Annotated in this window: 13 protein-coding genes; 4 read left to right on the top strand and 9 right to left on the bottom strand. The window is 72.0% G+C overall.

Translation table 11 applies throughout. From position 1 onward, the window contains the following. Window positions 1-184: 184 nt before the first annotated feature. The 5 genes from ABT095_RS21660 to ABT095_RS21640 form a co-directional block, all read right to left on the bottom strand. Complete coding sequence (locus ABT095_RS21660) at window positions 185-1,033, bottom strand: anti-sigma factor family protein (RefSeq protein ID WP_350531093.1); 849 nt, start codon at window positions 1,031-1,033, stop codon at window positions 185-187. Next, window positions 1,030-1,818 carry an RNA polymerase sigma factor SigM gene (gene sigM / locus ABT095_RS21655; protein ID WP_350531092.1) on the bottom strand — a complete coding sequence of 263 codons (789 nt, stop codon included), beginning with the start codon at window positions 1,816-1,818 and terminating at the stop codon, window positions 1,030-1,032. The genes ABT095_RS21660 and sigM overlap by 4 nt, the downstream gene beginning before the upstream one ends. A 24-nt stretch (window positions 1,819-1,842) precedes the next feature. After that, window positions 1,843-3,615, bottom strand: coding sequence for a protein kinase family protein (locus ABT095_RS21650; protein ID WP_502884959.1), 1,773 nt, complete (start codon window positions 3,613-3,615; stop codon window positions 1,843-1,845). Between the two features lie 474 nt (window positions 3,616-4,089). After that, window positions 4,090-6,468, bottom strand: a complete 2,379-nt coding sequence (murJ, locus tag ABT095_RS21645) for a murein biosynthesis integral membrane protein MurJ (protein ID WP_350531090.1) — start codon at window positions 6,466-6,468, stop codon at window positions 4,090-4,092. Window positions 6,469-6,512: 44 nt separating this feature from the next. Continuing rightward, window positions 6,513-8,834 carry a DUF6049 family protein gene (locus tag ABT095_RS21640; RefSeq protein WP_350531089.1) on the bottom strand — a complete coding sequence of 774 codons (2,322 nt, stop codon included), beginning with the start codon at window positions 8,832-8,834 and terminating at the stop codon, window positions 6,513-6,515. Between the two features lie 333 nt (window positions 8,835-9,167). Between ABT095_RS21640 and ABT095_RS21635 the strand changes: the two genes are divergently transcribed. Together ABT095_RS21635 and ABT095_RS21630 are read left to right on the top strand one after the other, a co-directional pair. Beyond that, window positions 9,168-10,571, top strand: a complete 1,404-nt coding sequence (locus ABT095_RS21635; protein ID WP_350531157.1) for a CCA tRNA nucleotidyltransferase — start codon at window positions 9,168-9,170, stop codon at window positions 10,569-10,571. Window positions 10,572-10,738: 167 nt separating this feature from the next. Further along, window positions 10,739-11,446 carry a restriction endonuclease gene (locus tag ABT095_RS21630; protein WP_350531088.1) on the top strand — a complete coding sequence of 236 codons (708 nt, stop codon included), beginning with the start codon at window positions 10,739-10,741 and terminating at the stop codon, window positions 11,444-11,446. Window positions 11,447-11,543: 97 nt separating this feature from the next. Here ABT095_RS21630 and ABT095_RS21625 read toward each other — a convergent pair whose 3' ends face one another. From ABT095_RS21625 to ABT095_RS21615, 3 genes are all read right to left on the bottom strand, one after another. Beyond that, window positions 11,544-12,806 carry an MFS transporter gene (locus ABT095_RS21625; protein ID WP_350531156.1) on the bottom strand — a complete coding sequence of 421 codons (1,263 nt, stop codon included), beginning with the start codon at window positions 12,804-12,806 and terminating at the stop codon, window positions 11,544-11,546. A 275-nt stretch (window positions 12,807-13,081) separates the two neighbouring features. Then, on the bottom strand, window positions 13,082-14,164 hold the full coding sequence (locus ABT095_RS21620) for an inositol-3-phosphate synthase (RefSeq protein ID WP_350531087.1): 1,083 nt from the start codon (window positions 14,162-14,164) through the stop codon (window positions 13,082-13,084). Window positions 14,165-14,306: 142 nt separating this feature from the next. Further along, window positions 14,307-14,990 (bottom strand): PadR family transcriptional regulator, encoded by a 684-nt coding sequence (locus ABT095_RS21615; protein ID WP_350531086.1) that lies wholly within the window; start codon window positions 14,988-14,990, stop codon window positions 14,307-14,309. Between the two features lie 397 nt (window positions 14,991-15,387). Here ABT095_RS21615 and ABT095_RS21610 point away from each other — a divergent pair, with 397 nt between their 5' ends. Continuing rightward, entirely contained in the window at window positions 15,388-18,042 is a 2,655-nt protein-coding gene (locus ABT095_RS21610; RefSeq protein WP_350531085.1) for a transglycosylase domain-containing protein, read from the top strand. A gap of 126 nt (window positions 18,043-18,168) precedes the next feature. After that, window positions 18,169-19,704 (top strand): glycosyltransferase family 87 protein, encoded by a 1,536-nt coding sequence (locus ABT095_RS21605; protein WP_502884954.1) that lies wholly within the window; start codon window positions 18,169-18,171, stop codon window positions 19,702-19,704. Window positions 19,705-19,714: 10 nt separating this feature from the next. On the opposite strand, the gene ABT095_RS21600 is transcribed toward ABT095_RS21605, so the two are convergent. After that, the gene (locus ABT095_RS21600; protein WP_350531083.1) at window positions 19,715-20,755 is read right to left on the bottom strand and encodes an alanine racemase; all 1,041 of its coding nucleotides are present in this window, start codon (window positions 20,753-20,755) and stop codon (window positions 19,715-19,717) included. Window positions 20,756-20,765 lie beyond the last annotated feature (10 nt).

Raw genomic sequence — 20,765 nt, 5'->3', positions numbered from 1 at the left:
ATCGCTTCGCAAGGCTGGACCGCGGGTGGGGCGCTTCTTGCGCGGAGGGCGGTCCTGCTCCGCCGCCCGGGACAACGACACACAAGTGTCGCTCATTCCCAGCCCGCTCCGCAGCCGACGCCCGAGGGGTGGGCGCTGTCTCGTCAGGTCGTGGACGCGAGGTTTCGCCGGCCGGGCCGCTGGATCAGGAGCCGGACGGGACGGTGGTGTGGAGCAGCACGGTGGAGCCGGGGCAGGAGGGGGTGACGAGATACACGTCGAGCTGACCCGGCTGCTCGGGCAGCGGGTAGACCAGGGCCTGCACCGGGGCGCCCTGGTAGCTGCCGGGGGTGCTGAGGAGTACGGCGGTGTCGGCCGGGTGGCCGGTGGCGGCGGCCTGGCAGGGGGCGGGCACGGTGGTCGCGTTCGGCTCCTGGGCGCTGGCCATGCCGTGCACGGCGCCCGGGCTGGCCTTGGCACCGGCCGGGAGCAGCGACCTGATCTGCTGGGGGAGGGCACCCTCGGTGAAGGTGACTCCCGGCCGGGCCGCCGCCCCGGCGGCCGCAGGGGAGCCGCTCGGCTCGCTCGGCCCGGACAGGTCGATCCGGGAGATCAGGGTGCCGAGGGCCAGGGCGGCGGCGAGCCCCAGGGAGGCGACCAGCAGGCGGCGACGGCGCCGGGGGCGGTGGACAGGGGCGGCGGGCTCGGGGAGGGCCGTGGCGGGCCGTGCCGGGGCCTCGGCGGGCCTCGGACGGGCCTCGGGGGCCGGGGCCTCGCGCGGGGTCAGCTCCTGGCGGGCGGCGGCCTCGGCGGCGAGGGCGGCGTCGATCCGGTCGGCGACCGCGGTCGGCAGCGGGGGAGCGGGCTCGGCGCCGAGCAGTTCGCGGACCTCGAGCAGGGCGGCGTAGCTGTCGGCGCACTCCGGGCAGGCCCGCAGGTGCTCGCGCAGGGCCGGGGCCTCGGCCGGGTCGGTCAGCTCCTCGGCGAGGTCGGCCAGCTGCTCCAGCTCGGGGTGTCCGTCGGTCGGCCGGGGGTCGGAGGCGTGCGGCGTCATCGGGGGGTCACATCCCCTTCCAGGGCCGGTCGTGGGGCGGCGTCTCCTTGGACGGACCGGGGGGCTTCCGGGTTCCCGCCCGTCTCCCGCGGCCTCGTTGTTTCACGTGAAACGGCGGCGGTGCCGGTCCCGGCTTCACGTGGCCCCGCTGTTTCACGTGGCCCCTCCGTTTCACGTGAAACTGCCGCCGACCGCCCGAGGTGACGCACCAGTGGCAGCAGGCGGGCCCGCCCCCGGGCGCAGCGGCTCTTGACCGTGCCGACCGGCACCCCGAGCACGGCGGCCGCCTCGGCCACCGGGTACCCCTGCATGTCGACCAGGACGAGCGCCGCGCGCTGGTCGGCCGGGAGGGTGGCCAGCGCGGCGCCGAGCTCCTGGCGGAGTTCGGCGCGGACCACCACGGCCTCGGTCGGCTCGGCGCTGGGGAGCAGGGCGTCCAGCCGCTCGGGGGTCTCGTCCAGCGAGCCGGTGCGCCGGGACGCCGCCCGGCGGGCCCGGTCGAGGCAGGCGTTGACCACGATCCGGTGCAGCCAGGTGGTGACGGCCGAGCGGCCCTCGAAGGTGCCCGCGGCGCGGAAGGCGGAGACCAGCGCGTCCTGCAGGGCGTCGGCGGCCTCCTCCGGGTCGCCCAGGGTGCGGACGGCGACGGCCCAGAGGCGGTCCCGGTGGCGGTGGACGAGCTGCCCGAAGGCGTCCGGGTCACCGGCCGCGTGCCGGGCCAGCAGCTCGGCGTCGGTGGGCTCCGCGGGGCCGGCGCCGGGCGGGGAGGCGTCTGCTGCGGGCATCTCGCCTCCCCTTCTGTCCGCCGGTCAGCCGGTGACCTTGATCTCGGCGATCCGGCCCTGGTACCTGCCATCCACATCCTTGGGCAGGTTGGTGAGCCAGATCAAGAGGTAGCGGCTGTTCAGTGGGTGCGCCGGGTCCAGCTCGATGTCGGTGCCGGTGCCCTTGGCCAGCGCGCTGCCGTAGGCCGGCAGGTCGCTGCTGTCGGTCGGGGCGGCACCGGTGACCGAGGCCGCCGTGGCGTGCAGCTCGACGGTGGTGGCACCCTTGGCCAGCACGTGGACGGCGGAGACGCGCTGCACCGAGCCGAGGTCGACCACGATCCCGGTGCCCGCCTTCGAGACGCCGAGCTGGTCGTAGTAGCCCGAGGTCTGCCAGAAGGTGTCCGGATTGCCGTCGAAGACGTTGCCGGTGCTCTCCGGGTGCTCGGCGCTGTTGCCGAGCGGGTTGAAGAACTGCGCCCCGACGATCTTCAGCGGCTTCCCGGCGGAGGCCGGGGGCAGCGGGGCGACGCTCTGCGAGGTGCCGCCCTGGGAGCCGCCGTCCGTCCCCTTGGTGCCGGCGTTGAGGTGGGTGACGAGCTGCCAGGAGCCCAGGCCGATGGCGGCCAGCGCCACGGCCGAGGCGGTCCACTTGGCCAGCCGGACGAGCCGGCGCCGGCGGCCGCGGCGGCGCGGCGGCGCGGGCGGGGCCGGGTGCGCACCGGGGTGGGCACCCGGGTGCCCGGCGGGCGCGGGAGCGGGCCGGGCGGTCGCGTACCGGGGCGTGGCGGCGACGGGCGGGATGACGGCGGTGGGCGGCTCCGGCTGGCGGACCCGGGGCATCAGCGCGATCGCCTTGGCCAGCTGCTCGGGGCTGGTGACCGGCTCCAGGTGGTGCGGCGGCTGCTCGCACAGCGCCCGCGCGGTGAGCTCGGAGAGGCCCTTGTGCACGCCCGCGCGCACCTGGTCCGGGGGCACGCAGCCGAGGTCCTTGGGCAGGCCCTGGAGGTCGTACCGGTCCTCCGGGTAGGGCCAGCGGTGGGTCAGCGCCGCGTACAGCAGGGCGCCGATCGCCCGGGTGTCGGTGCGCTCGGCGTCCTCGGTGGGCAGGCCGCGCAGGGCGGCGTCCACGGCGAGGCCGTTCAGCCGGTACTGGCCGGAGCTGGTCCGGAGCACGCAGCGCGGGGTCAGCCGCAGGTGGGCCTGGCCGCGCCGGTGGGCGGCGGCGACGGCGTCGGTGACCTGACGGACCATCTGGAAGGCGTCGTACGGCTCCATCGGGCCGTCGGTGAGCAGCGTGGCGAGATCGGTGGCGTCCGGCAGCCACTCGCGGACGACGTAGACCAGCTCGCCCTCCTGCACGGCGTCCAGGACCTGGACGAAGCGCGGGTCGCCCAGCAGGGCGGCCGACTTGGCGGCGGCCAGTACGGCCCGGGCGCGCTGGTGCCCGGGCGCCAGCAGGTGCACGCCGACGGCGCGGCGCAGCTTCTCGTCCACGGCCCGCCAGCTGCTGAAGGCCTGGCTCTGGGTGACGCACTCCTCCAGCCGGTACCGGCCGGCGATCTTGTCGCCGCTGTGGCGCAGCGGGGCGGGCAGCAGGAGGGGGAGTGAGCCGGTGTCAGCGTCGCCCTCGGCCGGCTCGCCGGCCGCCTTGGCGGCGGGCTTCCCGGAGCCGGCCGGGTCGGCGGCGAGCTGCAGGGCGGCGGAGGAGAGCGCGGCGGCGCCGACGGCCAGTTCGGCGGCGATCTCGGCGGTGGAGAGCGGGGCCGTCCGCTCGACCGGATCGTCGGAGGCCTTGGCGGCGGGCTCCTCGGCCACCGGCTGCCCGGTGGGCTCCTCGGCCACCGCGGACTCGCTCACGGCGGGCTGGGCAGTCGCCGCCTTGGCCTTCGGGGGCCGGGGCCCGGTGGTGTCGGTGCGGGCGCCCTGCGGCGTCGGGGCGGTCGGGGGAGTGACGCCCGGGGTGGACCCGAGTGCCACGGCCAGCGCCGCCCCGTCCGCCTCGGACGTGTCGACGACTGCCTTGGTGCCATCAGCCACCGTGGTCCTGCCTCCCCTTGTATCGCCCCGGTCCGCTCGGTCCGGCCGACCCGACCCCGTCGAAGGAGGTGCGCCGCGCCAGGACAATTGTGCCCACTGTTGGTGCCCGGCTTCGACCGGGCGGGGGCCGACTGGCCGCCTCCGGGTGTCCGGCAGGGGCGTTCACCTGCGAACGGGCCGGATTCGACGAATATCGCCGAATCCGGCCCGGTGTCCGCCGCCTGAGGGAGAGCCAGCCCGTGGCGTCCCGGATCAGCGGCCGAGGCGGCTGCGGACCATGCCGACCATGGCGTTGAGCTCCTCGATCCGCATCCGCCGGGCGATCAGCAGGAAGACTCCGACCTGCAGCCCGGCGGCCACCACCAGGGTCACCACACTGCCGACCCAGCCGTCGAGCACCCCGCCGAGCAGCAGCTCGGCGGCCAGGCCGACGGCCGCCGCGGGCAGCGAGGCGATCGCCAGCCGGACGTACGTCTTGGCGATCCGTCCGGTGTCCAGCCCGCCGATCTTCGCCTTCAGCTTGGGCACCGCCACGGCCACACCGACCGCGTACGCGGCGCCGTAGCCGAGTGCCATGCCGGTGACGGCCCACTGGGCGGGCAGCACCAGGTAGCAGAGCATGGCCGCAGCCGCCTGGCAGACGGCCACCCAGACGGTGTTGGAGAACGGCGTACGGGTGTCCTCGTACGCGTAGAAGCCGCGCAGCAGCACGTACTGGACGGAGTACGGGATCAGCCCGAGGGCGAAGGCGGAGAGCATGAAGCCGACGGCGGTGGTGCCGTGGGCGACGGCGCCGCCGTTGCCGAGGCCGTAGATGGCGCTGCCGATCACCGGGCCGAGCACGAGGAAGAGGAAGGCGGCGGGCACGATCGCCACGGCGGAGGTGCGCAGGCCGTAGCTGAGGTCGTCCCGGACGGCGCCGGGGTCGTTGTCGGCGGCGGAGCGGGAGAGCCGGGGCAGCACGGCGCTCATCACCGAGACGGTGATCACGGCCATCGGCAGCTGCCAGATCAGCAGCGCGTTGGAGTAGGCCGCCAGGCCGACGCCCAGGTGCCCGGCCCGCTCGGCCTTCGCCCCTGCGGCGGTGGCCAGCTGGGTGATGATCAGGTAGCCCGCCTGGTTGGCGAGCACGAAGAGGAAGGTCCACTTGGCCAGCCTGGCGGCCTTGCCGAGGCCGTGGCCGCGCCAGTCGAAGCGGGGCTTGAAGCGGAAGCCGGCGGCCCGCAGGTACGGGATCATCGACAGCGCCTGGACGGCCAGGCCCAGCAGGGTGCCGACGCCGAGCAGCCGGATGCCCTCGGGGGAGACGGTCTGCGGGGTGACCTCGCTGTGCTCGAAGGTGCCGAAGACCCAGAGGTACATCCCGAAGGTGAAGATCACCACGACGTTGTTGAGGACCGGTGTCCACATCATCGCGCCGAACCGGCCCCGGGCGTTGAGGATCTGGCCCATCACCACGTGCACGCCCATGAAGAAGATGGTCGGCAGGCAGTACCGGGCGAGCGCCACGGTGGTGTCGGCGCTGGCCTGGTCCTTCATCAGCGAGTGCGAGATCAGCTGCACCAGCAGCGGCGCCGCGATCACCGCGACGAAGGCGACTCCGGCCAGGCCGGTCATCACCAGGGTCAGCAGCCGGTTGGCGTAGGCGGTGCCGCCGTCCTCGTCGTGCTTCATGCTGCGCACCAGCTGCGGCACGAAGACGGCGTTCAGCGCGCCGCCGCCGATCAGGATGTACAGCAGCGTGGGCAGGGTGTTGGCCGCGTTGTACGAGTCGCCCATGGTGCCGACGCCGATCGCGGCGGCGATCACCATGGTGCGCAGGAAGCCGGTGCCACGGGAGACCAGGGTGCCGGCCGCCATCACCGCACTGGAGCTGAGCAGGCCGGCGACCTTGCCGCCGCCGTTACCGCCGCCGCTTCCGGGGGCCGGGGGCTCGGCGGTCTCCTCCGGCACCAGGTGGGCGGGCGGCAGCTGGACGGCCGCGACCTGGAGGTTGGCCTCCTCCTCCGAGAGTGGCGGGTCGAACTCGATCGGGGGGACGAGCGGCTGCTCCGGACGTGGTGGCCCAGCGGGCTCCTCGGCCGCCGCGCGGGCGCCGAGCAGGGCGTCCACGCCGACGTACTCGGTGGTCTCGGTGTTGTACGGGGAGCTCTCGACGGCCGCCGGCTCGGGGGCGCGCAGCTCCATGGTCAGCTCGGGGCTCTCGGCCGCCTTCGCCTCCGCCGCGCGGAGCTCCACCGTCAGCTCGGCGGGCTCGGCAGGCTCGGCTGCTGTCGGCTCGGGCTCGGGCGCGAGGTCGGCCTTGAGGTCGGCCAGGTCGGCCGCGAGCTCCGTCCAGTGCGTCGGCGGCGGAGTCAGGGCGGGCTCCGGCGGGCCGCTCTGCGGCGGGAGCGGCGCGGTGGCCGGGCGGGGCGGCGCAGCGTCCGCGGCCCCGGCGTGCTCGGCGTGCTCGGCGGCTTCCGTGGCCCGCAGCCCGTACGGGTCCGGCCCGCCGTCGGGGTCGTAGGCCCCGGCCGCGAACGGGTCCTGGGCGTAGGTGTCGGTGAGGTACCAGTCGGCGGGCCGCGCGGCCTCCGTGGCGCCGTCCGACTGGTCACGCCCTCGGGCCTGCTGCGGCCGCTGCTCGCTCATGCCACCTCTTCGTCACCGGTGTGGAGCGCCCGGGCGGCGCCGCCTCAGTGACCCACCTTCTCATCACCGGCGGCCCGATCAGTGGCATCTGCGGCGGCTTCCGGCTCCGCGTCCCCGCCGTCCTCCGCGCCGTCCGCCGCGTCCTCGGCGAGCGGCGCGTCCGGGTCCTCCACCGGCTCGCCCGCGCGCTTCTTGCGCTGCAGGTAGAACCGCCCCCCGGCCAGCAGCATCAGCACCGCACCGCCGCCGATGACGTACAGCACGCCCTGGGTCACCGAGGTGACGTCCACCGTGAAGGGCACCGCGTCGCTGTACGGGGCGGCGTCCGGGCCGGTGGTCCAGAGCTGAGCGGTCATCTGGACGGTGCCGTTGACCTGGGCGTGGGCCGGGAAGCGCAGCGTGCGGCTGGTGGAGGCGTCGAGCACCACCGTCTCCGGCACGCCGACGTTGAGGCGGTTCGGCTGCACCGAGGTCAGGCGCAGCTCCAGGTTGCCGACGGCCTGCGACAGGTCGTTCTTGACGCTCACCAGCAGCGTGCCGGAGTCACCTGGGAGAGTGATCACGCTCTTCGCCGGGACCTTGACCGCCGTGATCAGGTTGTGCAGGTACTCCTGCACGCCCTCGCGGTACGCCGCCCCGGCGGTGGTGTCGCTGCGCCAGGCGGTGGACATCGAGCGGAGCATCGCGGCGCTGAACGGGCTGCGCACCCGCTGCGGCTGGGTGAGGATGCGCAGCAGCTGGTCGAGCTGGGACTGCATGTGCATCACGTCGGCCAGCTCCGTGTCGGAGAGCTCGGTGGCCCGTGCCCCGGCCGGGTACTCGACGGGGGAGGTGGCCGCCCCTTCGTCGGGCTTGGCGGCCGCGACGTCGGCCAGCTTCGCCGAGGCCAGCCAGCCGCCCCGCTGGGCCTCCTTGAGCGCCGTGCGCAGCGCGTGGGCGGTGCCCACCGTGAGGTCGCGCGGCGGCATCACCAGCAGGCTCCGCTGGGTGTCCGGCAGCTGCTGGGTGATCGTCATCGTCTCGGCGAGGAACCGCTGGACGGCGGCGGTGACCTCCTTCGGGGTGGTCAGGTCGCGCTGGAAGGGCTCGGAGACTGCCGGGTCGGCGACCACCGCCGTCAGGCCGTTGCCGAGCGGGCGGACGGCGTTCGGGGTGTACTTCAGCGAGGCCGGGTCCGGCAGGCTGGCGCCGTTCACCAGCACCAGGCTGTCCCCGGCGGTGCGGGCCGTCCCCTCGATCGGCTGGTCCAGGTAGCCGCCGTACGGCCAGGCCACGCCCGAGGTGACGTCGGCGGACAGCCGCCCCTCGGCGGTCAGCCGGCCGGCCGTGCCGGCCTTCTGCAGCACGGTGTCCATCCCGGGCAACCCGGCGCCGTTGTGCGCGATCGAGGACAGGTCCGGGTCACCGTACGGGAGCGCGACGATCTGGTTGCCGGGCTTGGTGGCCGCCGCCTTCAGCAGGCCGAGCCAGGTGGTGGCGACGTCCTTGCCGGTGCCGGGCACGGTGTTGTCGTTCTGGGCGGTGTCGCCTGCGGTACCCGGCTTCTGCACCCGGTAGGTGCGGGTCATCGCGTACGCCGCGTCCAGCAGGTCCGGGTCGACCACCCAGGTCAGGTTGGTCAGGTCGTTGCCGGTCTGCACCAGCTCGTAGAGCCGCCCGCCGGGCGCCAGGTCCTTGGTGAGGCTGTCGTCGCGCAGGACGGGCGTCTGCTCGTTGTCCTGCATGGTCTGGGCGACCAGCTCGGGGGAGTGGGTGATCGGCCAGAGGGTGGCGGCCCTGGTCGGGGTGGAGGAGGCCGGGGTGTTGTAGGGGAGGAAGCTGCGGGCGATGCCGAGCGAGTGGCCGCCCTTGAGCGGGGTGCCCTCGTAGACGTCCACCGCGAGCTCGTACGCGCCGGCCTTGGGCAGGTCCAACTGGTCCAGCGGCACGTCCAGGATGAACGAGCGGGTCTGGCCGGGGGCGAGGCCGTCGAGCGACTGCTGCGGGGAGTCGAGATCGACTCCGTCGGTACCGGTCGGGGTGGTGCGGGTGGCGGTCAGGTTGATGTCACTGCGGGTCGCCAGCGGCTCGGACTTCTTCGAGCCGGGCTTGCGGACCGCCAGGCGGGTGTCCGTGAAGGCGGTGCCGCCGGAGTTGGTGACGGTGCCGGTGAGGTGGACCGTCCCGGTGGACTGGTCGGCGAACGCGGGTGTGACGGTGTCGATGCTCACCAGCGCCGGGTACTCGGGGCTCGCCGTGAGGTACGTGTGCACGCCCGGCCCGGCGGCCAGCGCGGGGGCGGTACTGGTGACCAGGGCGGTCAGACCGGCGAGCAGCGCGGTGAAGCGCCGCCCGGTGTGTGCTGTGCGCTTCGTCCGGTCGCTCACGCGCTCAGCCCTCGCCGTTTCTCGATCAGTCCGTGGGGTGGGCACAGCTCGCTCGGCCCGGGCGTGGCTGCGGAGCTGACGAGGCACCGGGCCGGTGCGTGTCCCACCGGCATGGTAACGACGTGGTGCGGCTCGCAGTGTTGCGGGCCCTGGGCTGAGCCCACCCGGGGAGCGGCGCCCGGAGGAAACGGACGGGCGGTGGGGCGGCCCGGGCACGTACCCTTGTGTGCCGTGTCCACTGCCAAAGAGCCCCTCGCCCAGTCCAGCGCCGATAGTGCCGGTACCACCCACTCCGGCCCCGTGTCCGTACCGGGGCTGAGCCAGGCGCAGGCCATGGGTCTGCAGGAGCTGCTCCGGGTCTCCCCGGTCGCCGACGAGATCGCCCGCCGCTTCGAGGCGGCCGGGCACCGGCTGGCCCTGGTCGGCGGCTCGGTGCGGGACGCACTGCTCGGCCGGCTCGGCAACGACCTCGACTTCACCACCGACGCCCGGCCCGAGCAGGTGCTCAAGCTGGTGCGCGGCTGGGCGGACGCCGTCTGGGACGTGGGCATCGCCTTCGGCACCGTCGGTGCCCGGAAGGACACCTCGGACGGCAGTTTCCTGATCGAGATCACCACCTACCGCTCCGAGGCGTACGACCGCACCTCGCGCAAGCCCGAGGTCACCTACGGCGACACCATCGAGCAGGATCTCGTCCGGCGGGACTTCACCGTCAACGCGATGGCCGTCGACCTGCCCGGACGGGGCTTCGTCGACCCGCACCACGGCCTGGAGGACTTGGAGGCCCGGGTGCTGCGCACCCCCGCCACCCCCGAGGAGTCCTTCTCCGACGACCCGCTGCGGATGATGCGGGCCGCCCGCTTCGCCGCCCAGCTGGACTTCACCCCGGCCCCCGAGGTGGTCGCGGCGATGACCGCGATGGCCGAGCGGATCACCATCGTCTCGGCGGAGCGGGTGCAGGCCGAGCTCAACAAGCTGCTGCTCGCCGCCCACCCCGTGAAGGGCCTGCGCCTGCTGGTCGACACCGGGCTCGCCGGGTACGTGCTGCCCGAGCTCCCGGCGCTGCAGCTCGAGGCCGACGAGCACCACCGCCACAAGGACGTCTACGAGCACTCGCTGACGGTGCTCGAGCAGGCCATCGACCTCGAGCAGGACGGCCCTGACCTGGTGCTGCGCCTGGCCGCGCTGCTGCACGACATCGGCAAGCCGCGCACCCGCCGCTTCGAGTCCGACGGCCGGGTCTCCTTCCACCACCACGAGGTGGTCGGCGCGAAGATGACCCGCAAGCGGATGCGGGAGCTCAAGTACTCCAAGGAGATGATCGAGGAGGTCTCCCGCCTGGTCGAGCTCCACCTCCGCTTCCACGGCTACGGCGGCGGGGAGTGGACGGACTCGGCGGTGCGGCGGTACGTGACCGACGCCGGCCCGCTGCTCGAGCGCCTGCACAAGCTGACCCGCTCGGACTGCACCACGCGCAACAAGCGCAAGGCGGCGGCGCTCTCCCGGACGTACGACTCCCTGGAGGTCCGGATCGGCGAGCTCAAGGAGCAGGAGGAGCTCGACGCGATCCGCCCCGCGCTGGACGGCAACGAGATCATGACCCTGCTCGAGCTCAAGCCGGGGCCGGTGGTGGGGAAGGCCTACAAGCACATGCTGGAGCTCCGGCTCGAGCACGGGCCGATGGAGCACGACGCGGCGGTGGCGGCCCTGCGCGAGTGGTGGGCGGCGCAGCAGTAGTTCGATTCGGGTCGGTTTTTCGATTTTCAATGGATCGAGTGTGAGTTCCTTTAGCAACTCCGCTCGAATGTGCGGTACTCATCGGTAGGTCGTACTGGCTGATCAGTGGCCTCGTTGCTCCATCCGAGGGGCGGGAAGGTCCCGCTTCCTCGGAAGGAGAACTGATCATGGCCATCGATACCGTGCTGCTGGAGTCCCCGACCATGCGCGCGACGGTCGCCGACCGCGTCGAGGTCCTCGACAAGGTCCGGGCGCTCGTCATGCTCCCGGACGGGATGCACGTCACGACGCAGGGCGTCGCGCAGTACTTCGAGGTGGACATCCAGGCGATCCACTCCCTGGTCTTCGACCACAAGGCCGAGCTGGAGAGCAACGGCTACTCGGTCGTCTCGGGGCAGCGGCTGAGCTCCTTCAAGGAGCTCAGTGCACTGTCGCCCAGGGTGAAGTCGCTCGGCGTGTTCACGCGACGGGCGGTGCTGAACGTCGCGATGCTGCTGCGGGACAGCGAGGTGGCCCGGCAGGTGCGGTGCTACCTGCTGGACGCCGAGGAGAACAGGTGGCGCCAGCCTGTGGACAACCCCTCCGGAGGGGTTGTGGACAACCCGCCGTTCGCGCCGGGGAGCGTCGACGAGGCGGTCGCCCGGGTCTCGGAGCGGGTGGTGCGGAACGTCATCCACACCTCGGTCACGCCGCTGCTGAACGCGCTGATCGTGGAGGTCGGCAACAACAGCCGCAAGCTGGACGCGATGGGCGACCGGGTCGACCGGCTGGAGCGGATCGTGCTGGACGACGAGGAGAAGGCGATCGCCCGGCGGCGGCAGCGGCTCCTCCGTGCCATGGACGAGGGCAAGGATGTCGAGGAGCTGCTCGGCTGAGGTGCTCCCTCTGAACTGAGTTGCCCGAAGCAGCGCAGTTCAGAGAGCTGTGGAAATTGAAGCTTCACATACTTCCTTCAAGGAAGTATGTGAAGCTTCAACCACTTCGCCGCGCTGCGCGCCAGTACAGCCCCGCCGTCGCCGCGTAGACGACCGCCACCCCGACGACCACACCCGCCGAGCGCCCGTTCAGCGGCAGCACCAGGGCTGTCACTCCCGCTGCCGCCACGAACGCCAGGTTGAAGAGCACGTCGTAGATCGCGAAGACCCGGCCCCGGAACTCGTCCTCCACAGCCTCCTGCACGAGCGTGTCGGCGCAGATCTTGGTGCCCTGGGTGACGATGCCGAGCAGGAGGGCGGTCAGGAGGGCGGGGCCGGGGGCGAAGAGGAGGCCGAGGGTGGGGACGAAGAGGGCGGCGAGGGCGGAGCAGGTGGTTAGCCAGCCGGGGATGCCGAGGCGGCGGCTGCACCAGGGGCTGATCACGGCGGCGAGGAAGAAGCCGAGGGCGGAGACCGCGAGGGTCTTGCCGAGGGTGGCCATGCCGGCGGCGGTGTCGCCGGGGTCGTTGAAGGTGTAGCGGGAGAGCATCAGCACGACGACGACCAGGACGCCGTAGCAGAACCGGGAGAGGGTGACGGCGGCCAGCGCGTGCACGGCGGGGCGGCAGTCGCGGAGCAGGTGGTGGACGCCTTCTGTGAGGTCGTGGGCGGCCTCGCCAATGGCCCGGTGCAGCGGAGGGTGGTCGGTGCGGGCGTCCGGGCCGAGCAGGTCGGGGGCCATCCGGCGGGCGGACAGGGAGGCGGAGAGGTAGAGCAGGGCGGCCAGCGTGACCAGGGCGGCGTCGGCGGTCTTGCCGGGCGGGAGCACCAGGTGGACCAGGAAGCCGATCCCGCCACCGGAGGCCGCGGCGACGGTGCCGAGGGTGGGGGAGAGCGAGTTGGCGGTGACGAGCTGCTCGGGCTCGACCACCCGGGGGAGGGCGGCGGAGAGCCCGGCCAGGATGAATCGGTTGAGCGCCGTCACCAGCAGGGCCGCGCCGAAGAACAGCCACTCCGGTGCGTGGGCCAGCAGCAGCCCGCCGGTGATCAGGCCGAGCCCGAAGCGGGCGAGGTTGCCGAGGTAGAGCACCTGGCGCCGCCGCCAGCGGTCGAGGAGGACACCGGCGAAGGGGCCGATCGCCGAGAACGGCAGCAGCAGCACCGCGAGCATCGAGGCGATGTCGGCCGGGCTGGCCTGCCGCTCGGGGGAGAAGATCACGTAGGAGGCGAGCGAGACCTGGAAGACCCCGTCGGAGAGCTGGGAGAGCACCCGGGCCGTCAGCAGCCGCCGGAAGTCGCGGCCGCGCAGCAGCCCTCCCAGGGTGGCGCTGCTCGGACGCCGGGTGTCACCGGGGGCGGTGCTGCTGTTCTCCGTGAGGGCCACCCGCCCAGGGTGCCATGCCTCCTGCCGGTGTTTCACGTGAAACATGACGTAAACCGGGAGGTACCGGCCCCGGACAGCCCGAAGGGTCCAGGTGCGGAAGCACCTGGACCCTTCGAGGGAGATCAAACGAGCTCAGCGCTCAGCGCTCGACAGCGAGCAGGCTTCGCTGCGCTCAGCGCTCAGCGCTCGACAGCGAGCAGGCTTCGCTGCGCTCAGCGCTCGACCTCGCCACGGATGAACTTCTCGACGTTCTCCTTGGCCTCGTCGTCGAAGTACTGAACCGGCGGCGACTTCATGAAGTAGGAGGACGCGGAGAGGATCGGGCCGCCGATGCCGCGGTCCTTGGCGATCTTCGCGGCACGGACGGCGTCGATGATGACACCGGCCGAGTTCGGGGAGTCCCAGACCTCGAGCTTGTACTCGAGGTTCAGCGGGACGTCGCCGAAGGCGCGACCCTCGAGGCGGACGTACGCCCACTTGCGGTCGTCGAGCCACGCGACGTAGTCGGACGGGCCGATGTGGACGTTCTTGGCGCCCATGTCACGGTCGCGGATCTGCGAGGTGACGGCCTGGGTCTTGGAGATCTTCTTGGACTCCAGGCGCTCGCGCTCGAGCATGTTCTTGAAGTCCATGTTGCCGCCGACGTTCAGCTGCATGGTGCGCTCGAGGATGACACCGCGGTCCTCGAAGAGCTTCGCCATCACGCGGTGCGTGATGGTGGCGCCGACCTGCGACTTGATGTCGTCACCGACGATCGGCACGCCGGCCTCGGTGAACTTGTCCGCCCACTCCTTGGTGCCGGCGATGAACACCGGGAGGGCGTTCACGAAGGCGACCTTGGCGTCGATGGCGCACTGGGCGTAGAACTTGGCGGCCTTCTCCGAGCCGACCGGCAGGTAGCAGACCAGGACGTCGACAGCGGCGTCCTTCAGGGCCTGGACGACGTCGACCGCGGCCTCGTCGGACTCCTCGATGGTCTCGAGGTAGTACTTGCCCAGGCCGTCGAGGGTGTGGCCACGCTGCACGGTGACGCCGGTCGGCGGCACGTCGCAGATCTTGATGGTGTTGTTCTCGGAGTTGCCGATGGCATCGGCCAGGTCGAAGCCGACCTTCTTGGCATCGACGTCGAACGCGGCGACGAACTCCACGTCACTGACGTGGTAGTCGCCGAACTGAACGTGCATCAGCCCGGGGACCTTGCCGGCCGGGTCGGCGTCCTTGTAGTACTCGACACCCTGCACCAGCGACGCGGCGCAGTTACCGACGCCCACGATGGCTACGCGAACCGAACCCATTCCGGTTGCTCCCTGTGTTCTCATGAGGCCCGCCGGGGAGGCGGTACTCAGCTCAACTTCTGTTCTGACTGGTCGACGGGCGCGCACGGCGCCCGCTCGGTGCCACGCGCTCGGGCGGCAGGGCCGCCTGGCGTGCGTGGCGTCAGCGCTCCATGGCGGAGCGCCCCGGGCGGTCGTGCGGTGGCCTCGGCGGGTCCGATGACCCGGCCTCCTGGCCACGGCCGTCCGAAGTACTGGGGTCGGTGGCGGAGGGCCCGCCCCGACCGGTGCGGTTGGCCCGCTCGGTCTCGATCAGCTCGTTCAGCCAGCGGACCTCGCGCTCGACCGATTCGAGACCGTGCCGCTGGAGCTCGAGCGTGTAGTCGTCGAACCGCTCGCGGGTGCGGGCGATGGAGCTGCGCATCCGCTCCAGCCGCTCCTCCAGCCTGCTGCGACGGCCCTCCAGCACGCGCATCCGCACCGCCCGGTCGGTCTGACCGAAGAACGCGAAGTGCACGCCGAAGTGCTCGTCCTCCCAGGCGTCCGGCCCGGAGTCGGCGAGCAGCTCCTCGAAGCGCTGCTTGCCGTCGGGGGAGAGCCGGTAGACGATCTTCGACCGCTTGCCGTTGAGCGCGGTGGCGGGGACGTACTCGATGTCCGGGTTGTCCTCGACCAGGAAGCCCTGGGCCACCAGGCTCTTCAGGCAGGGGTAGAGCGTGCCGTATGAGAAGGCACGGAACGATCCGAGCAGCACGTTGAGCCGCTTGCGGAGCTCGTACCCGTGCATCGGGGCGTCGTGGAGGAGGCCGAGAACGGCGAATTCCAGCACTCCGGAGCGCCTGCTCATCCTGCCCGTACCTCCCACCCTGTCACCGGCTCCGGTGCGGTCGCACCGGTTATGCCGCCTCGATGTATCGGCTCGATATATCGAGAACAGTAAACCTGGGTCACGAAACGGGCAAGGGGGGCTCGCGTGAATGTGATCACGTGGGCTTGGACAGTGCGTCAGATCGTGCCCGCGCGGCGGCGGGAGGCCGTGTCGGCGGGGTAGAACGCAACGGGCAGGTAATGATCTGGCGGCGGTCTGTACGCCTATGCGACAGATGCCCGATTAGTACGTAATTACAGGTGCGTACGCTGTCGCGTGTGCACGAGGACCACCTCCCGGGGACTAGGCGGTTGCGGGCATCGGAAGTGAACCCTGCCCTCAGGCCTGAGTGGCCTGACCGAGGAGTTGCTGGAAGATGAGCGAACACCGGCGGAGGTCGTCCAACCCGGGCGGCGGTGAGCAGCCTCCCGGCCGTGGTGGCCCGGACGGGCGCCCCTATGCCTACGGCACCCCGCCCGAGGGCGCGCCCCGCTACGACCGCCCGGCTCCGGGCCCCCGTGAGACGGCGCAGCAGCCCCGGCTGACCAGGGCCGAGATGCGCAAGCAGGCGGGCGGCAAGGGCGGCCGCTCCGGCGGCGGCCGTGGCAACGGCGGCGGCCCGGGCGGTCCCGGCGGTCCGGGCGGTCCGGGCGGTCCCGGTGGCCCTGGCGGCCGGTCCGGCGGCCGGGGCAAGGGCGGTGGCCCGAGCGGTCCCCGCAAGAAGCGCTTCATCGACTACCCCCGCTTCGGCAAGCAGGGCGTCTGGCGCTGGATGCCGTCCTGGAAGCAGGTGCTGTCGGCCTTCGTGCTCTTCTTCGGCAGCTGCGTGGCGGCTGTCGGCATCGCGTACGCGACCACCGACATCCCCAAGCTGAACGACCTGGTCCACGACCAGAACAACATCTACTACTGGGCCGACGGCTCGGAGATGACGCGCCAGGGCTCGACCAACCGTCAGGTGGTCCAGCTCGACAGCATCAGCCCGAACGCCCAGAAGGCGGTGATCGCGGCCGAGAACGAGAGCTTCGAGACCGACACCGGCATCGACCCCAAGGGCATCGCCCGCGCCGTCTACAACATGGCGACCGGCGGCCAGACCCAGGGTGGCTCGACCATCACCCAGCAGTACGTGAAGAACGCCTACCTGAGCCAGGAACAGACCCTGAGCCGCAAGGTGGACGAGCTCTTCATCACGCTCAAGGTCAACCAGAAGCTGACCAAGCCGGAGATCCTCACCGGCTACCTCAACACCAGCTGGTTCGGCCGCGGCTCCACCGGCATCGAGGCCGCCGCCGAGTCGTACTACAACGTGAAGGCCAAGGACCTGGACGTCTGCCAGAGCGCCATGCTGGCCGGCCTCCTCAAGGGCGCCAACCTGTACGACCCCTCGCTGAACCCGCAGAACAAGCAGCGCATGGTGGAGCGGTGGAACTGGATCCTCGGCCGGATGGTGATCACCAAGGCGATCACCCCGGAGGAGAAGGCCAAGTGCACGACCTTCCCTGACCCGGCCCCGAAGCGGCCGGCGGCCAACATGAACGGCCAGATCAGCTACATGGTCGACATGGCCAACAACTTCGTCGAGACCAAGGACAAGACGATCACCGACGCGACCCTGGCCAAGGGTGGCTACCAGATCTGGACGACCTTCGACAAGGGCAAGACCGCCGCCCTGGAGAAGGCCGTCAACGACGTCAAGTCCGAGGCGCTGGACCCGCAGAAGCGGCCCAAGTTCGACACCTTCGTGCAGGTCGGCGCCGCCTCGGTGGTGCCCAATGACGGTGCGATCGTCGCCATCTACGGCGGTGACGGGGTGGAGAACAAGCACTACACCAACAACGCCGACGGTCACGGTGTCCCGGTCGGTTCGACCTTCAAGCCCTTCGTGCTGGCCACCGCGATGCAGAAGGGCGTGCTGACCAAGAAGACCGACGACGGCCAGCCCACCCGGATCAACGCCAGCAGCCTCTACCTGGCCGACGACATGGCGCCGATCTACAAGGCGGACGGCTCGCCCGCCATCGGCGACGACGGCAAGCCGTACCACCAGAGGAACGACAGCCCCGGTGACAAGGGCTACGTGCCGCTGAAGACGGCCATGCAGTACTCGTACAACGTGCCGTTCGTGCAGCTCGGCCAGGACGTCGGCAACGACAACGTCAAGGCACTGGCGATGGACATGGGCCTGACCGGCCCGTTCGCGCCCACCACCTCGCTCACCTTCCCGCTCGGCACCTCGACCCCGAGCGCGATCCGGATGGCCTCGGCCTACTCGGTCTTCGCCGCCCGGGGCCTGCAGACGGACCCGTACTCGGTCAGCAAGCTGGTCAAGGACGGCGTGGTGCAGCACGGCTTCGACAAGCCGAAGGCCAAGCAGGTGATCGAGCAGGCCGTCGCGGACAACATCACCGACGTGCTGGAGAACGTGGCGCAGCACGGTACCGGTACCAAGACCAACGCCCTGGGCCGTCCGGTCGCGGGCAAGACCGGTACCACCGACGCCGGCACCTCGGCCTGGTGGGTGGGCTACACCCCGCAGCTGACCACCTCCGTCGGTATGTGGCGTGAGCAGCCGGGCAACCCCGGTCTGCTCTCGCTGGACGGCACCGCCGGGCACACCTCGGTGCACGGTGGTGACTTCCCGACCGACATCTTCACCCGGTACATGAAGGTCGCCCTGGACGGCCAGGAGAAGATGCCGTTCCCCGACCCGGAGCCGATCGGGCAGGCCGTCAACTCCTCGGGCGCGCCGTCCACCGAGTCGCCCTCGGCCTCGCCGACCGACTCGCAGTCGGCCACCGCCCCGGCCAGCAGCGCGCCGGCGACCACGCCGAGCCCGAGCAGCAGCAAGACCGGTGGCAAGCCCACCGACTCGCCGAGCTCCTCGCCGACCTGCTTCCTCGGCCTGTGCGAGAGCATGACCCCGGCGCCGACCAGGACCAAGCCCGGCAAGCCCACCAGCACACCGACCGACACCACGAGCCCGGCCGCCGGTGGCGGCGGAGCGGGCAACGTCGGTTCACCCGGCTGAGCAGCGGAGGGATGAGGAAGGGCGCGGCGCATGCCGCGCCCTTCGTTCATCTGCCCCTCCGTCACTGCCGGTCCGCACGGGATATGGCGACCAGCCTCTTCGTCCGCCCAGGAATCGTGCGGCATCATGTCCGCCATGACGTCGAGCGAGCGTGACGAAGCTGCCGTGGCCACGATGGGGCCGCCGCCGGGCACCGTGGTCGTCCCGGCGGACGAGGATCCGATCGCCGCCGCGGGCAGCGAGGTGCTCGGCGGGCCGCCCGGCCGGCGCGCGCTGCTCGGGGTCTCCTGGTGGGTGCCGGCCCGATTCCTGGCCGTCGCGGTGATCATCACCTCGGTGCTCGGCATGGTGCAGAAGCTGCCCTGCTACGACGGCGCCTGGTTCCACGGTGCCGCCGCCCAGTACACCCACGCCTGCTACAGCGACATCCCGCATCTCTTCACCGGCCGCGGCTTCGCCGCCGGGCTCCACCCGTACCTCGACAGGCTCCCGCAGCCCTCCCCGGACATGCAGTACCTGGAGTACCCGGTGCTGACCGGGCTCTTCATGCAGGTCGCCGCCTGGCTGACGCCGGCGGGCGGCACCGGCGAGGCCCGCGAGCAGTGGTTCTGGATGATCAACGCCGGCATGCTGATGATCTGCGCGGTGGTGATCGTGGTCGCGCTCAGCCGCACCCACCGCCGCCGCCCCTGGGACGCGCTGCTGTTCGCCCTGGCTCCCTGCCTGGCCCTGGACTCGACCGTCAACTGGGACCTGCTCGCCGTCGCCCTGGCCGCCGTGGCGATGGCCTACTGGTCGGGCGGCCGCCCCGGCTGGTCCGGTGTGTTCATCGGCCTGGCCACCGCCGCCAAGCTCTACCCCGTCCTGCTGCTCGGCCCGCTCCTGGTGCTCTGCTGGCGGGCCGGCCGCTGGCGCGAGTTCGGCGCGGCCGCCGGGGGCACGGCGCTGGCCTGGCTGGTGGTGGACCTGCCGATCATGATCGCAAATTGGCAGGGCTGGGCCACCTTCTACACCTTCAGCCAGGGCCGCAAGGAGGACTACGGCTCCTTCTGGCTGATCCTGATGCAGACCCGCAACGAGCAGCTGAGCACCCTCAACACCTGGATCGCCATCCTGCTGGTCCTGGCCTGCCTGGCGATCGGCTGGCTCGCGCTCTCCGCCCCGCGCCGCCCGCGCTTCGCCCAGCTGGCTTTCCTGGTGGTGGCCGCCTTCGTGCTCACCAACAAGGTCTACTCGCCGCAGTACGTGCTCTGGCTGATCCCGCTGGCCGCGCTCGCGCGCCCGCGCTGGCGGGACTTCCTGATCTGGCAGGCCGCCGAGGCGCTCTACTTCCTCGGGATCTGGTCCTACCTGGCCTCGATCAGCGACTCCAAGCAGCACGGCATCGGCCTGGACTGGTACCACTTCGCCATCGCACTGCACCTGATCGGCACGCTCTACCTGTGCGCGGTGGTGGTCCACGACATTCTGCGCCCCGAGCGCGACCCCGTGCGCTGGGACGGCAGTGACGACCCCTCGGGCGGCGTCCTCGACGAGGCCCCGGACGTCTTCGTGCTCGGCGCCGCCCGGCGGCTGCAGGAGGAGGAGACGTACGAGGAGTTCCGCCTCGCCGACCTCGACTGGGCCAAGCCCGTCGCCCACGAGGACCGCGAAGAGGTCTAGGGACGGGACCCTAGCGGTCGACCACCCGGTCGAAGTGGGTGGTGGTGTGCCGGGTGTTCAGCGGGAGCTCGTCACCGATCACCGGGGGCTTGGTGTCACCGGGCAGGAAGAGGATGCTCACCTGCATGTGCGGCGGCTCGGCGAACCAGAGCTGACGCCCTGTCCAGGAGTACGGCGAGAGGGTGCGGTTCACGGTGGCCAGGCCCGCCCGGGCCAGGCCCTTGGCCCGCGGCACCATGCCGTGCAGGTACTTCGGGGCCTCCAGGCCGACGCCGTGCGCCGTGCCGCCGGTGACCACCAGCAGGTGCCCGTCCGAGGGCGCCCGGTGCTGGCGGTAGCCGTACCGGTCGCCCTTGACGATGGGCGTCACGTCGAGCACGGTGGCCCGGGCGGTCAGCGCGCCCGGGTCGCCCAGCCAGAGCCGGGTGCCGATCCGGGAGCGGAAGTCCGTCCCCGGGAACCGCGCGGCGAGCCGGGCCACCCCCGCCGCGCCGAGGTGGCTGAGGAAGACGGTGCCGGTGGGCAGCCCGGCCGCCGCGACTGCCTCGACCCAGCCGGTCACCTCGGCCACCGACGCTTCGTCACCGGGGGCCTCACCCGGCCGGTCCAGCGGCAGGTGCAGCGCGAAGCCCTCGAACACCACCCCGTCCATCGGCAGTCTGGGCAGGTCCGCCGGAGCGATCCCGTGCCGCCGCATGCTCGTCATGCACTCCACCACCACCCGGCTCCCGGGCGGCAGCGCGCGCAGCGCCTCGAGGTGCGCCACCGTCCGGATCACCCGCGCGGGCAGCTCGGCCTGGTCCTCGCCGGCCCGGTACGGCGTCAGCACCAGGACGTCACCACGGAAGTGGTCGAGCACCGCCGCGGCCTCCGCCGCCGTCCCCACCGCGAGCAGCGGGGTGCCGAGCAGCTCGGCCTCCGCCGCCAGCCGGGCGTTGCCCAGCCCGTACCCGTTCCCCTTGGCCACCGGCACCAGGCCGGGGAACTCGGCCAGCACGGCGCGTTGGTGGGCCCGCCAACGGGCGGTGTCCACGGCGAGCGAGAGGGTCATCGGTGTACTC

It is taken from the genome of Kitasatospora sp. NPDC002227, from assembly GCF_040296285.1.
Taxonomy (GTDB): Bacteria; Actinomycetota; Actinomycetes; order Streptomycetales; family Streptomycetaceae; genus Kitasatospora.
Note: the sequence above shows the minus strand (reverse complement) of the source record. Positions and strands in the feature narration are given on the sequence as shown.

Coding starts and splice junctions, on each gene's coding strand:
- ABT095_RS21660 (WP_350531093.1), bottom strand. CDS start 1,033: ATGACGCCGCACGCCTCCGACCCCCGGCCGACCGACGGACACCCCGAG.
- sigM (WP_350531092.1), bottom strand. CDS start 1,818: ATGCCCGCAGCAGACGCCTCCCCGCCCGGCGCCGGCCCCGCGGAGCCC.
- murJ (WP_350531090.1), bottom strand. CDS start 6,468: ATGAGCGAGCAGCGGCCGCAGCAGGCCCGAGGGCGTGACCAGTCGGAC.
- ABT095_RS21635 (WP_350531157.1), top strand. CDS start 9,168: ATGGGTCTGCAGGAGCTGCTCCGGGTCTCCCCGGTCGCCGACGAGATC.
- ABT095_RS21630 (WP_350531088.1), top strand. CDS start 10,739: ATGGCCATCGATACCGTGCTGCTGGAGTCCCCGACCATGCGCGCGACG.
- ABT095_RS21620 (WP_350531087.1), bottom strand. CDS start 14,164: ATGGGTTCGGTTCGCGTAGCCATCGTGGGCGTCGGTAACTGCGCCGCG.
- ABT095_RS21615 (WP_350531086.1), bottom strand. CDS start 14,990: ATGAGCAGGCGCTCCGGAGTGCTGGAATTCGCCGTTCTCGGCCTCCTC.
- ABT095_RS21610 (WP_350531085.1), top strand. CDS start 15,388: ATGAGCGAACACCGGCGGAGGTCGTCCAACCCGGGCGGCGGTGAGCAG.
- ABT095_RS21605 (WP_502884954.1), top strand. CDS start 18,169: ATGTCCGCCATGACGTCGAGCGAGCGTGACGAAGCTGCCGTGGCCACG.
- ABT095_RS21600 (WP_350531083.1), bottom strand. CDS start 20,755: ATGACCCTCTCGCTCGCCGTGGACACCGCCCGTTGGCGGGCCCACCAA.